General features: G+C 61.7%; 11 protein-coding genes. 8 read left to right on the top strand and 3 right to left on the bottom strand.

What is annotated here, in order from left to right:
- Positions 1-60 precede the first annotated feature (60 nt).
- From HK108_RS07690 to HK108_RS07655, 8 genes are all read left to right on the top strand, one after another.
- The gene (locus HK108_RS07690; protein WP_181271058.1) at positions 61-636 is read left to right on the top strand and encodes a hypothetical protein; all 576 of its coding nucleotides are present in this window, start codon (positions 61-63) and stop codon (positions 634-636) included.
- Positions 636-2258 (top strand): GMC family oxidoreductase, encoded by a 1623-nt coding sequence (locus tag HK108_RS07685; RefSeq protein WP_181271057.1) that lies wholly within the window; start codon positions 636-638, stop codon positions 2256-2258. The genes HK108_RS07690 and HK108_RS07685 overlap by 1 nt, the downstream gene beginning before the upstream one ends.
- Positions 2259-2385: 127 nt before the next feature.
- Positions 2386-2946 carry a dihydrofolate reductase family protein gene (locus HK108_RS07680; protein ID WP_181271056.1) on the top strand — a complete coding sequence of 187 codons (561 nt, stop codon included), beginning with the start codon at positions 2386-2388 and terminating at the stop codon, positions 2944-2946.
- A gap of 176 nt (positions 2947-3122) precedes the next feature.
- Entirely contained in the window at positions 3123-3881 is a 759-nt protein-coding gene (locus tag HK108_RS07675) for an HpcH/HpaI aldolase family protein (protein WP_181271055.1), read from the top strand.
- Positions 3882-4219: 338 nt separating this feature from the next.
- Complete coding sequence (locus HK108_RS07670; RefSeq protein ID WP_181271054.1) at positions 4220-5068, top strand: ABC transporter permease; 849 nt, start codon at positions 4220-4222, stop codon at positions 5066-5068.
- An 11-nt stretch (positions 5069-5079) separates the two neighbouring features.
- Positions 5080-6108, top strand: coding sequence for an ABC transporter substrate-binding protein (locus tag HK108_RS07665; protein ID WP_181271053.1), 1029 nt, complete (start codon positions 5080-5082; stop codon positions 6106-6108).
- 13 nt (positions 6109-6121) lie between these two features.
- Positions 6122-6901, top strand: a complete 780-nt coding sequence (locus HK108_RS07660) for an ABC transporter ATP-binding protein (RefSeq protein ID WP_139467842.1) — start codon at positions 6122-6124, stop codon at positions 6899-6901.
- Positions 6902-7020: 119 nt separating this feature from the next.
- Positions 7021-8670: a M24 family metallopeptidase gene (locus tag HK108_RS07655; RefSeq protein ID WP_181271052.1), complete on the top strand. Its 1650-nt coding sequence runs from the start codon at positions 7021-7023 to the stop codon at positions 8668-8670.
- A 222-nt stretch (positions 8671-8892) separates the two neighbouring features.
- Here the strand turns inward: HK108_RS07655 and HK108_RS07650 are convergent, their stop codons facing one another.
- The 3 genes from HK108_RS07650 to HK108_RS07640 form a co-directional block, all read right to left on the bottom strand.
- The gene (locus tag HK108_RS07650) at positions 8893-11052 is read right to left on the bottom strand and encodes an aldehyde dehydrogenase family protein (RefSeq protein WP_181271051.1); all 2160 of its coding nucleotides are present in this window, start codon (positions 11050-11052) and stop codon (positions 8893-8895) included.
- Between the two features lie 109 nt (positions 11053-11161).
- The gene (kdgD, locus tag HK108_RS07645) at positions 11162-12109 is read right to left on the bottom strand and encodes a 5-dehydro-4-deoxyglucarate dehydratase (RefSeq protein ID WP_181271050.1); all 948 of its coding nucleotides are present in this window, start codon (positions 12107-12109) and stop codon (positions 11162-11164) included.
- 106 nt (positions 12110-12215) lie between these two features.
- Positions 12216-13094, bottom strand: coding sequence for a LysR family transcriptional regulator (locus HK108_RS07640; protein WP_181271049.1), 879 nt, complete (start codon positions 13092-13094; stop codon positions 12216-12218).
- Between the last annotated feature and the right edge of the window lie 330 nt (positions 13095-13424).

Here is a 13424-nt window from a genome sequence, read left to right as displayed (position 1 = left end):
GTCAGGACAGTGGCGGGCGTGCGTCGATGCCGCCTGCCGAGTGGAGCAAAGGAGCATCCGATGGCATTCCCTGCAAAATACCCATCGCTGAATGCGATGGAGATGACGGACGAGGCGAAGCAGACCCTCATCCGAGTGCTGCGCGTGGCATTCCCGCACGCAGATTTCCCCGACGGACCGTATTTGCGCACCGCGGAGAAGATCCTCATCGCCGCCGATGAGGAGACGTGGTTCCGGGTGGCCCTCATCCAAGGGCTGCTGTCGTTGGATCAGCTCTCCGACGGTGATTTCTGCGGACTCGATGATGACTCCGCGCTCAAGGTGCTGCGACGGGTCGAATCCACCGAGTTCTTCGGCTTCGTCCGCCGCACCGCCGTGCTCAACCTCTATGACGATGTCGAGGTGTGGGAGACGCTCGGCTACGAAGGGCCGTCGTTCGACAAGGGCGGCTACATCAACCGCGGCTTCGATGATCTCGACTGGCTGCCCGAACCGCGGATCGTCTACCCCGAGGATGAGCCGCTGCCCGAGCTCGGCGACGGGGTTATGGGTGTCCGCAGCGGCAGCGCTGCCGGTGACGATTCGACCAATCAGCCGGCGCCGCAGAGCGTCGAGATGGGTGAGGTGAAGAAGTGATGACCGCTGAGAATATAGGACGCGGTGCCAGCGCCGAGGCTGGACACAGCGTGACCGGATTCAGCATCGACCCGGACGAAGAGGCCGTCGTCATCGTCGGCTCCGGCGCCGGCGGGGGAACCCTGGCCTACGAGCTCACCGCGAAGGGCATTCCCGTCGTCGTGCTCGAAGCCGGGCCGTATCTGCACAACGAGGACTACGTCAACAACGAATGGGAAGCCTTCAACCAGATGGCCTGGCTCGATCCCAGGACGACGACCGGATCGTGGCGGATCGCCCGCGATTTCCCGAACCTGCCGGCCTGGATCGTCAAAGCTGTGGGCGGCACGACGACCCACTGGTCGGGAGCGACCCCGCGATTCAAGGCTCATGAGTTCAAGGCCCGCAGCGTCTACGGCCGCATCGACGGCGCCAACCTCCTCGACTGGCCGATCACGCTTGAGGAGATGGCCCCGTACTACGACCGGGCCGAGAAGGCGATGGGTTCGACCCACGTCCACGGCCGGAAGCCGCTGCCGGCGAACAACAACTACAAGGTCTTCGCCGGAGGGGCGAAGGAGGTCGGCTACAAGTTCTACGCCACCGGTCCGTACGCCACGAACGCCGAAGAATACGACGGTCGCCCTGCCTCCATCCAGGACGGCTTCAACTTCCAAGGCGATAAGAACAAATCCAAATGGTCGACCCTGGTCAGAGAGCTGCCGCGGGCCGCGGACACGGGGCTGCTCGATCTGCGACCCGAGTCCCAGGCCGTGCAGATCACCCACAATGCCGACGGCCGGGCCGATGCCGTGCTCTACCTCGACAAGGACGGCAACCTCCACCGCCAGGCCGCGAAGATCGTGTGCGTGGCCGGCAACTCGATCGAGACGCCGAGGCTGCTCCTCCTCTCCGGCACACCGTCCTTCCCCGATGGGTTGGCGAACTCGTCGGGTCATGTGGGCCGGAACTATATGCGCCACCTGACCGGCACCGTGTGGGGTCATTTCGACAAGCCGGTGCGGATGTATCGCGGGGAGACGATGGCCGGAGTCATCGCCGACGAGTCGATCCATGATCCCGACCGCGGGTTCTCCGGCGGCTACTACATGGAGACGATCTCGCTGGGCCCGGCATTCATGGCCTCCTTCGTCGAGCCCGGCGGGTGGGGACCGGACTTCGCGGCGCTGCTCGACCGGTATCTCAACACCGCGGGAATGTGGATTGTCGGTGAGGACATGCCGCAGGAGAGCAACCGGGTGACGCTGAATACGACGGTCAAGGATACGAACGGTCTGCCCGTGCCGAACGTCCACTATGACGATCACGCCAATGACCTGGCGATGCGCGAACACGCCTACGCCGCAGGTCAGAGAGTCTACGAGGCGGTCGGAGCGCAGACCTCCCACCACACTCCGCCCTATCCGTCGACGCACAACCTCGGCACCGCGCGGATGAGCGAACGTCCCGAAGACGGCGTCGTCGACAAATGGGGCCGCACCCACGACGTGAAGAACCTCTTCATCTCCGACGGATCGGTCTTCACCACTGGCGCCGCCGCGAATCCGACACTCACGATCGTGGCGCTCGCGATCCGGCAGGCCGAGTACATCGCCGAGGCGTTGCGGACTCAGGAGATATAGGGGCGGCAGGATGTCGTCGCATCGATCGGCGTCGGTTCTGTCAACGGATGGAATCGACGCCGAACTGCTGTGAGAGAGCATCGGACCAATAGGATGAAAGGGAGACGCATCAAGGAGGAGACTGCCTGTGGCACGTACCGTCTACTACACCGCGACCACGCTCGACGGGTTCATCGCCGACCCGAATGACTCGCTCGAATGGCTGCTGCGCCAGACCGAAGAACCGCCGGACGACGGGTTCATCGACGGAGTCGGAGCGATCGTCATGGGCTCGACGACGTACGAATGGGTGCTGCGCAATCTCGACGGGCCGTGGCCCTATGAGGTTCCCGCGTGGGTGATGACCCACCGGAAGCTCGGCCTGCCCGAAGCCGGGAAGGACGGGATGACACCCGACATCCGGTTCGCGAAGGGCTCGGTCTCCGACCACTACTTCGAAATGTGCACCGCCACGGGCGACCATGACCTGTGGGTGATGGGCGGCGGCGACCTCGCCGGACAGTTCGCCGACGAGGGACTCCTCGACGAGATCATCACCTGGACCGCGCCGGTGATCCTCGGCAAGGGGCGCTCGCTCCTGCCGCGCCGCCTCGACCTCGAACTCATCGAAGTCGGACACAGCGCCCCCTTCGTCATCTCCCGCCACCGAGTGATCGGGCCCCTCCTCGAGGACAGCCCTACCGAGTGAAATCCCTCGCCGAGGCGGGGCGACGTTTCGTACGGGTCGATCATTGGTACGGACGTTCAGGGCCGCCTCGGCGAAGTGATCGATGATCTATACGCGAGGGTGGGCCGCCTCGGCGGGGTTCATCCGGATATCGGGCACCCCTGGTGGGCGGTGGGATTCCGTGATTCGATGCAGTCATGACTGCTGCGATTGAGAACCATCGGGCCCGCCTGCGCGCGGGGGAGATCTACAACGGACTGTGGATGATGTCGACGAGTCCGGAGCTGGCGAAGGCCGGGTCGGCGGCCGGATTCGACTATGTCTGCCTCGACCTGCAGCACGGGCTGGTGCGGCCCACCGACGTGCTGCGACTGTCCGACGCTGTGCGCGCCAGCGGCGACGCACTCGTAACGGCGCGGGTCGCGGCGAACCGATTCACCGAGATCGGGGCGCTCGCCGACGCCGGAGTCGAGGCGATCATCGTCCCGCTCGTATCCTCGGTCGACGAAGCACAGGCCGCGGTGGCCGCGCTCGACTATCCCTCGCGGGGCGGGGATCGTTCGTGGGGACCGACAGCCGAGATCATGCACGGCGCCGTGCAGGACACTCGGGATGAGCGGCCGCTGCTGTTCGTCATGATCGAGAACGAGGAGGGTCTGGCCGCGGTCGAGGACATCTGCGCCGTGCCGGGAATCGACGGGGTGTACGTCGGTCCGTCCGATCTCGCGTTCGCTGTCGGCGCGCTGCCGGGGCAGCACAACGAGGCCCACGCCGAGGCGCTCGTGCGGATCCGCACGGCCGCCGATGCCGCCGGGGTGGTTCCGGGAATCCACTGCGGCGACGGCGAGGAGGCTCGGTTGCGTCGGGAACAGGGCTTCCGCTTCATCACCTCATGCGGCGACTTGGGCGCCGCAGGCCGAGCCTTCCGCGAGGACCTATCCACCGCCCGCTCCTAGTTTCTCCAATTACTACCTGACGGCGGCTCAGCAACCTCGCGCGAGGTATCTGGGCCGCCGTCAGGTAGTTCGGGGATCCGCGTTGCGCGCGACGTTGCCATGGTGCGCCAGGATGTTCTTGGGAAGTCCGAGTATCCTGGCGTTTCTCAATTCAACTCTCGAGTTTTTCCTGCCTGCACAAACTCATCGATGCAATTCCTTCAGGGTATCGAAACATGCGAAAACAATCTTGGACAGGCATCGTTGAGTCGCGAATACTGGAACGCATCACAGTTGTTCCACGTCACAAATGCAATGCACACCTGCTCATGGACCAGAACCCAATGGAGGGATCGCCGATGACAACAGCACCACGCATCGATACCGATGCAGTTCGACCTGTGGAGCCCGGCCCTGCGCCGGCAGCTCCGCCGACTGCATCTAGGCTCAAACCTGAGTCATTCACAGCGGGAATCAAAGCTGTTGTCGGGCTCGTCGGATTGTTCGCGATCTGGGAGCTAGCAGTCTTCATCTTCGACTTCCCGAAGTATCTGCTTGTCGGTCCGATTTCGGCGTTCGAAGAATTGTTCACGAACCCGGGATACTTCGCGGTCAACGCTCTCACTACCCTGCAGGAAGGTCTCGCAGGCTTTGCGCTCGGCACAGCATTGGGCGTTCTGTGTGGAGCACTCCTCTATTACGCTTCCTTCCTTCGTCCCTTCCTCTATCCGGCGCTCATCGCCATCGACACGATTCCGAAGGTCGCTCTGGCGCCGCTGTTCATCGTCTGGTTCGGCTTCGGCTTCGAGTCGAAGGCTTTCGTGGCAATGGCCATCGCATTCTTCCCGCTCGTCATCAACACATTCGACGGGCTCAACTCTGTGCCGCACGAGCTGCAGGACCTTGCACGCATCAACCGTGCCTCGAAGCTGAAGAAGATGATGAAGATCGATTTCATCTATGCGCTTCCTTCGATCTTCACGGGAGCTAAGATCTCGATCTCGCTGGCTGTCGGCGGGGCCGTGGTCGGTGAGTTCATCGCCGGGTCCAAGGGACTCGGATACGTCATTCTTCTCGCGAACTCTCAGGTCGACCTCCCCTCGATGTTCGCAGCATTCATCGTGCTTGCGGCGATCGCATTGCTTCTCTTCTTCATCATCGACCTCATCTCGAAGAAGCTGCTGCCGTGGAAGAACTACACGAAGTGAGAGGCGGAACCATGCACATCTTGAAGAAACTGCTAGTTGCGCCGCTCCTGCTGTCTGTCGTCACTCTGACAGGATGCACGCCAAAGGACGGACTCGATGACTTCAACCTCATGGTCGACGTCGCCTATCTGCCGAAGCACGCACCGTTCTTCGCAGCTGAGGCCGAGGGGTTCTTTGAAGAGGAAGGATTCGACGTCTCGCTGATGCCGGGTTCCGGCTCAACGAACACCGTGACTTCCGTCGAAACCGGGAGAGTCGACGCCGGATGGGCCGATTTCGGCGCGACCATCCTCAGCCAGGGCAAAGGAGCTCACGTTAAGCAGGTGAATCTGCTTCAGGCCCGATCAGCGTACGCGACTATCGCACTCGAGAGTTCGGGTATCAAAACCTGGGAGGACATGAAGGGCAAGACGGTGGCGACTGAGGGTGCCGGTGCCATGACGGCTATGTGGCCGCTCGCGCTCGAACGCAGTGGCCTTAAACAGGATGACGTCAACGTCGTCCACGCCACCGGCGAATCGAAGATTCCAGGTCTGCTGGCCGACCGCTGGGATGCGAACCTCGCGCTCTACGTCTCCGACGAGCCGGCGCTGATGGCGCTCGGTGAGAAGGCGAACATCCTCAAATGGTCTGACGTCGGCATCGACCTCTACGGCAATGGCATCGTGGTCTCGGATGAGGCCCTGAAGAATGATCCCGAGCGTATTGAGCGCTTCAACCGCGCGATGCAGAAGGGCTTTCTCTGGGCCTGCGACCACCCGGATCAGACTGCAGAGGAGTTCACGAAGGAAGTTCAAGGGTACGAACCGGAGACCGTGACCTATGCGCTCAAGTCGCAATGCGAGTTGAACTGGGCCACCGGAAAGGCAGACGACCAGTTCGGTGTGATGACCGACGATGGAGTTGGGCAGATGCTGAGCGTGGCCACTGACTTCCTCGGTCTCGAGAATTCGACCGACCTCACCGTCGATGACATCTATACGAACGACTACATCGACCCGATTCGCCATGACGAAGACGTTGCGGCACCCACAAAGTGAATGGAGTACGACCATGACCACTGACTATGCGATCTCAGTCAACAACGTCGGCAAGACCTACACCTCGCGAGACGGGCAGGAGAACGTCGTCCTCAAGGGACTCGACTTCCATGTCAACCCGGGGGAGTTCGTCTCGATCGTCGGCCAGTCCGGCAGCGGAAAGACCACTCTGCTCAACACGATCTCGGGTCTGCAGGAAGCCTCTGAAGGCGAAATCCTCATCCGCGGACGTGAGATCAGCGCCGCACTCAAGGACATCGGAATGGTGTTCCAGAGCCCGGTCCTCCTGCCCTGGCGGAATAATCTCGACAATGTCCTCCTGCCCTTGGAATTTCGTGACGCCGTCACATCGGAATCCAAGGACCACGCCATGGAGCTGCTGCACATGGTCGGACTTGGAGAGAAAGCGACCCGGTACTCCTACGAGCTCAGCGGTGGGATGCAGCAACGCGTCGCCATCTGCCGCGCGTTGGTTTCACGTCCGGAAATTCTCCTCATGGATGAGCCATTCGGCGCACTCGACGCGATGACGCGTGATTCGATGAACTTCGAAATCCAGAGGATCTGGCGCCGCACGGGCTGCAGTGTCCTCTTCGTCACCCACAGCATCTCTGAAGCTGTATGGCTGGCAGATCGAGTCGTCGTTGTCGGTGATCGTCCGGGACGGATCGTCGCTGACGTCAAGGTGGACATCGAACGTCCCCGCGCGAAAGAGCACAAATTCTCAGAGAACTTCGCCAGCTACGTGGCGGAGATCGAATCCCACATCGGCGTCACCGCCGGAATCAGCTGAGCGGTCCGCCCCTCCGGCCCGACGAACACATGCCAGGGATGGCCGGCAGGGATCCTTCGGCCCAAGGCACACCGCACGAGGCGAACACGTCTCAAGGAAGATATGGAGTTGGAAACGCAATGATCAAACTGACAACCGACAAGACGCGTCTGGCAGATTCGTTCGGACTAGATGCCCAGAAGAGCCTTCTGTTCTCTGCGATTCGCCTTGATTCGAGCCCTCTGGTTGCACCGATCATCGCCGACACGACTGACGGTGAAGTGCTGCTTGTTCGCCAGCAGGAGCAGGGAAACGCCCTGTCCGCCGGGGTACCGAAGGAGCGGATGAGATTCTATGCGCCGTGGGTGACGATCGATCCCCGAATTGTTGCCGATACACCAGCCTCAGCATCACTCTCGACATTGGTTGAGGAGCTCGCAGAAGGGGATCAGGTCGGTCTCGACTCCGGTGTTGTCATGAAGCACTACTCGACGTTGTCGGAGAGCCTCGATGTCGTCGCCGACAAGCAGCCGACGACTCCGGTGGTCGCCTATGAGATCGACACCGCAGCGGTTCTTGAGCGCTTCTCTCGCTGGCGTGAGCTCGGAGCGGAGACTGCGACGCGGCTCATCGACGACGTCGAACATCTTGACGGACTGGACAAGGAGATCCAGTCGCAGACCGACACACGCTATTCGGCGCTGCAGTCGATGGCGAAGGACCGCGGTCTCGACGCCGTCATCATCGCCGCTCCGCCGAACTTCAGCGAGGTCGTCGGAACTCAGCAGAGCGAAGATCAACTGGCGGTTTGGTCAACGCAGGACGAGAAACTCTACGTTCTCGCCCCGGAGACCGCGCACGGTGTGTCCGGCACTCCGATCGGCCGCTTCGCCGGACTTGGTGCGGCAGCTGTGGCACTGGCTCATGGCAATCAGATCGGCGTTGAGGAGGAGTGGATCGCAACCGGTCTGGCACTCGAACTCGAAGCCGAAGGCGCCGTCCTCAATGAGTTGTCGACCGCTCTCGGTCACTGGCGCGATATTCGTGACCACGAAGACCTCGGGTTCCAGATCGTTGCTGCCAGGTGCAGCGTCTTCGCCATCGAAGAGGCTCTGAAATGGGCGGAGGAGTCGTTGGCGGCGGGGCTTGAGTTCACCGAGCTCGACATCTACGCGCGCTATGTGGACAAGATCGTCGAATTTCGCACGGACAACGTGATTCCTTTTGCGATCGAACCGTACTTCACCAACTTGCACTCCTCGAACAGAATGCTGTTTCCCGGACCTCCCGTCGATTTCCCGATCAACGATGACACGAAGTGCATCCAACTCGACGCCGGTGTGCGGATCACCTTTGACGGGATCACTGTGGCGACCTCCGATATGGCACGGTCGCTTCCGCGTACCGATAGTGCCAAAGAGGCCTATGAGTTCTTCTTCGACGTGGTCCGTGAGGGAATCATCGGCCAGTTGCGTCCCGGAGTCGTGTGCGAGGATGTCCATCAGGGGACATTGGACTACTTGGCGCCCCACCTCGACAGGATGATCGAGATCGGCATGCTAGGTGCAGACGTGGATTTCAACACGGAATACCGGAAGCGCAATGTCGGGCACCTCATGGGCAAGCAGGAGTCATTCGCCAACGAGTTGCGTCCCGGCTACAAGCACGTCTTGGAGGTCGGTTCCTTCGGCGCCGCGGAGATCCCGTGGCGGTACGGCAATGTGGCGATCGGCACTGAGGACCTCTGGTTCATCGGGTCGGACCGTACCTATATTCTCTCCAAGCGCTGAGGCGGGACCTCTCCACTTCGATGTGTCTCACGCAGGACGCTCAACTCCTTGCAGGTTGAACGGGGCGGACATTCCCACAAGGGAGTGTCCGCCCCGTTGCGTAGATTGAAACCAGCAGAAGAGTGAGATGCAGTTACCTTATGGTCAGCAGGGAATTGAAAGCGGTCCGGTCGTTGAATCGACCGGACCGCTCTGCGTTTGTGCTGTCAGCTTGGCAGCTGATCAGCTGGGGCGGAGTTCACCTGGACTCTTGAGCTTGACGACGGCTTCGATCTCAACCGGTGAGTTCGCAGGGAGACGCGGGACTCCCAGAGCAGTGCGTGCATGACGGCCTGCGTCTCCCAGAGCATCGACAAGGAGTTTGGAGGCCCCTTCAGCGACGACGGGGTGCTTACTGAAGTCTGTCGGACTGGCCACATAGACGTTGAGTTTGGCGATGCCCTCGACATTGTCGAGGCCGAGGTTCGTCTCCAGCTGGGCAATGAGATTCACCACGCACAGCTGAGCTGCCGCAATTCCGTCCTCTATGCTCAGATCCTCACCGACGACTCCCTGGACCGGTACTTCTCCGCCTTGTTTGGCAATCTGCCCGGACACGAAGGCCAACTGGCCGGCGACGGTCACCGTCTCGTAGCTGTAGCTGGCGGGATTGGCTTCGGGAAGGTCGAATCCGAGTTCATTGAGACGGTGGCGCACGCCGTCTGCGAAGGATTTCGCCGAGACAGCTGCGTCGGTAGCGGCCGAGGCATCGCCACGCTGTGCTGCAGAGTATCGACCATCGAGCACCCGGGCCACCGCCCAAGGATTGGCGTCCTGGAGGACCGGATGAAGAATGGCCTGCGGGACGTTCTGGTAGGCGACCGGGCGGAGGAACCTGTCGATCGCAGTTGCACCCACCGAGGTGGTCTGCGGAGCTGACGTCGCTGGAAACGGTCCACCATGGATCATCGCATGGCCGACATCGACTCCTGTCGGCCAACCGTTGACGATGATCCGTCCGACGGTGAGTTCCAGCGCGCGCACAAGCGCGTCGGCCACCTCGGTGTCCTGTTCACCCATCTGCAGTGTCGCAGTCAGCTGTCCTTCGAGCTCTGCTACGACATGCTCCAGCTCATCAGTCGAGTGATAGCGCACGACGAGGGCAGCGGACCCGAAGATCTCATTCTGCAGTTCCTTGTTCGACGCGAAGTCCTGGATCGAGGTCGTGAACACGCGGGGCCCGGGCGCGTTGAGCGTCTCCCCATCCGCCCCCTGAGCCAGAGATGAGACGCCCGGCTGTGCTGAAAGCTGGTCGACTCCACTCTGCCAGGCTGCGGCTATGGAGGGAGTGAGCATCGTTTGACCCTTCGCCGCGTTGAATTCCTCAGCAATGCGAGCCGTCAGCGCATCTCCACGGTCGCCGTTGGGAACGAAGAGAATTCCAGGGGAGGTGCACAACTGACCGGAGGAACCGGTCACTGCTCCGAAGAAGCCTTGGGCCACCTCGGCGACGTCATCGGCAATGGCGCCTGGCAGGACGAACACGGGATTGATTGAACTCATCTCGGCATAGACAGGGATCGGTGTGGGTCGAGCCGCGGTGGCGGCCGACAATGCCAGTCCGGCAGCCCTGGAACCGGTGAATCCTACGGCCGTGATCCGCCGGTCCGTGGCTAACTGCTGCCCGACCTCGGAGCCAGCCCCATAGACGAGTGAAAAGACGCCCGGGTGAAGCCCGCTGTCGCGAACGGCACGAGTGATGGCGGCACCGACCAGTTCGTTGGTCCCGGGGTGGGCATTATGGGCCTTGACGATGACCGGGCATCCGGCAGCAAGTGCGGAAGCGGTGTCACCGCCTGCGGTTGAGAAAGCAAGGGGAAAGTTGCTCGCGCCGAAGACAGCGACGGGGCCCAGAGGAACCTTGCGCTGACGAATATCGGGGCGCGGCAGCGGTGCGCGGTCCGGGAGCGCGGGATCAATGCGCACGCCGTGGGCGTCACCGAGCCGAACGACAGATGCGAACAGGCGCAGCTGGTTGGAGGTTCTGGTGATCTCGCCATTCAGGCGCCCCGCAGGAAGTCCGGTCTCCAGAACGGCCCGGTCGACGATGCGCCGCGCGTCAGACTCGATATTGGCTGCGATTCTCTCGAGAAAGGTTGCGCGGATCTCCGGCGAAGTGCCGCGGTACGAAGGGAACGCATCGTGGGCCTCGGCGATGGCTGCGGATACCTGCTCCTCGGTGAGCAGCGTGTATTCGGGATCTAAGGTCTCACCTGTCGCCGGATTGATTGCACGGCTGGTCTCCCCCTGTCCTGGCGTCTTCGTGCCGGCCACAATTGATGTGCCGGAAAGTGATGTGTCGACGTCCGAGTCGGTCGTCGCGGTAGTGAACTGCGTCGTCATAAGTGACCTCTATTCCTGATAGCGATGTCGGCGCCGACCGGCTCAAGCCGATCGGCGCCGATCTGTGGGTGTGGCTGTCTCAGCCGCGGATTCGTGGCGGACTGAACGTTCAGGCGACCGCGGACGCGGTGCGGTCGAGTCGGATGCCGGCAGCGGACATAACTTGTTCGAGATCCTGCAGGTCTGCCTCGGTGAGGTTCTGCAAGGGTGGCCGGACCGGCCCGCAGTCGCGGCCGATGACTTTGAGGCCGCCCTTGACGATGGAGACGCCGTAGCCGGCCACTCGTTCGCGGATCTTCGAGTAGGGCAGGACGAAGGAGTTGAGCTTCTCTGTCACGGCGGCGCGGTCCTGTTTGCGCACCGCATCGTAGAAGTCGAGGGCGAATTCGGGTGCGAAGTTGAACATGGCGGATGAGTAGGTGCTCATTCCGAGCTGCAGCAATGGCAGTGCATAGACTTCGGCGGTCGGAAGTCCGCCGAGGTAGAAGAGGCGGTCGCCGGTGCGGGCGTAGACCTTCGTCAGCTGCTCGATGTTGCCGAGGGCGTCCTTGAAGCCGATGAAATTCTCATGGGTGTCGGCGAGGCGTTCAACGGTCTCGGGCGAGTAGATCGCATTTGCCCGGTTGTAGACGATGACGCCGATCTTGGTTGCTTTGCAGATGGCGGATACGTGCTCGAAGAGGCCGTCTTGGCTGCATTCAGTGAGGTAGGGAGGAAGGGCCAGAAGGCCCTCTGCTCCGGCTTCCTCGGCGTCGATCGCATTCTGCACGGCGTGTGCAGTGGCGCCCCCTGCCGAAGCAAGGACCGGCACTTCAGCACGTGAGTTTGAAACTGCCAAGCCCACGACCTGTTTCGCTTCCGGGGGAGTGAGGCTGAATCCCTCGCCGGTTCCGCCAGCGGCGAAGAGTCCTGCGACGTCGAAGCTCGACTGCCAGGCGATGTGGTCGGAATAGGCGTCGGCGTCGAGGGACAGGTCTGCGTTGAATGCTGTCGCGGGGAAGGAGAGGAGTCCGTCCTTGAGATGGTCGGCGAGTTCTTGAGGTTGGTAATTGGCCACGGAATGACGTCCTTGTTAGTCGGGATAGTGATCCCACTGTAAGAACGAGGAATAATTCCTGTCCAAGATTATTTATATATGCATTGATGCCCAGAAGGTATTATCTTCATTCTCTGCGAATCAATGCGAGGACTTCCTTGAGTGCCGGGTTGCGGGACTCCGGATTCCAGATCGCATGAAGTTCGACGACATCGCGTGGAGCGTCGTGGAGCGGCACATATGTGACACCGTCGACGCCGAGGCGAGCAGCTGATTCCGAGACGACGGCGATGCCGCGACCAGCAGCGACGAGATTGACGATGGTCAGGATCTGGCTCAGCGAATGAGCCACCTCATTGGCTTCGACATCGATGTAGCGAACGGTGAGATCGTAGAAGTATCGAGCCCTCGTGGCATCGTGCATGAGCAGTCGCTGACCGGAGATCTCCTTTGTGTCCACAGAGTCACGTGCGGCGAACGCATGGTCCGAAGGGACTGCCAGTACGAGCTGCTCAGACAGGACCAGGGTCGCGTCGATGGTTTCGGGAATGCGGCCCACTCGCCCCAGGCCGATGTCGATCTTGCCCTCAGACAAGGCCTTGATCTGTTCTGCCGTAACCATCTCGGCGATCTCGACGCTTATGCCCGGCAGCTGTTCTGCCAGGGTCGAGACCAGACTGCCGAGGACGCCGAACGTCGAGACCGCAGTGCACCCGATGGTGATCTGACCCCAGGAGCCCTCGGCGATCTTCTGTGCTCGCCGCGGGGCACGCTCGACGGAGGCGAGCAGACCGTATGCCTCAGCGAGGAAGGCCTCACCTGCCGGCGTAAGTGTGACGGTGCGATTGTTGCGTTCGAAGAGGTGGACACCGATCGATTTCTCCAGCTTCTGGATCTGCCGGCTCAACGGTGGCTGGGTCATATTCAGCTCTTCAGCGGCGCGTCCGAAGTGAAGGTTTTCGGCCACCGCGATGAAGCCGGTGATCTGTGCCAAGGTGAACTGCATCGCTCGCTCGTTTTCTTTCGTGGGCCACGGCCTGTGCTGTTCAGCAGTGTATCGGGCGTGCGGCACCTCGCTTTCAGTTGTCGGCAACTCCCTCCGCGCTACCCGACGGCTGTGAGTCTTGGTAGTGGCTGGTCTGGGACCGGCTGGCAGAGTAGGTGTTGGCCGTACCCATCCCGTGATCGTGACTCAACCCGGCGGTGACCCACCCCCTTTGGTGGTGTCTTCGGGCCGATTTGTCCGATCACATGGGTGGTGCGGCCGGCACCAGCCCGGCCCACCTCGGTAACTTGATCAGAAGGCTGTCCACCCCCGGAAAACCGGGGGCGTGAC

The organism is Brevibacterium sediminis, from assembly GCF_013623905.1.
Classification (GTDB): Bacteria; Actinomycetota; Actinomycetes; order Actinomycetales; family Brevibacteriaceae; genus Brevibacterium; species Brevibacterium sediminis.
Note: the sequence above shows the minus strand (reverse complement) of the source record. Positions and strands in the feature narration are given on the sequence as shown.

What these genes read in the sequence shown, in the direction of transcription:
- HK108_RS07690 (WP_181271058.1), top strand. Translation starts at nt 61, where the DNA reads ATGGCATTCCCTGCAAAATACCCATCGCTGAATGCGATGGAGATGACG.
- HK108_RS07685 (WP_181271057.1), top strand. Translation starts at nt 636, where the DNA reads ATGACCGCTGAGAATATAGGACGCGGTGCCAGCGCCGAGGCTGGACAC.
- HK108_RS07675 (WP_181271055.1), top strand. Translation starts at nt 3,123, where the DNA reads ATGACTGCTGCGATTGAGAACCATCGGGCCCGCCTGCGCGCGGGGGAG.
- HK108_RS07670 (WP_181271054.1), top strand. Translation starts at nt 4,220, where the DNA reads ATGACAACAGCACCACGCATCGATACCGATGCAGTTCGACCTGTGGAG.
- HK108_RS07665 (WP_181271053.1), top strand. Translation starts at nt 5,080, where the DNA reads ATGCACATCTTGAAGAAACTGCTAGTTGCGCCGCTCCTGCTGTCTGTC.
- HK108_RS07660 (WP_139467842.1), top strand. Translation starts at nt 6,122, where the DNA reads ATGACCACTGACTATGCGATCTCAGTCAACAACGTCGGCAAGACCTAC.
- HK108_RS07655 (WP_181271052.1), top strand. Translation starts at nt 7,021, where the DNA reads ATGATCAAACTGACAACCGACAAGACGCGTCTGGCAGATTCGTTCGGA.
- HK108_RS07650 (WP_181271051.1), bottom strand. Translation starts at nt 11,052, where the DNA reads ATGACGACGCAGTTCACTACCGCGACGACCGACTCGGACGTCGACACA.
- HK108_RS07640 (WP_181271049.1), bottom strand. Translation starts at nt 13,094, where the DNA reads ATGCAGTTCACCTTGGCACAGATCACCGGCTTCATCGCGGTGGCCGAA.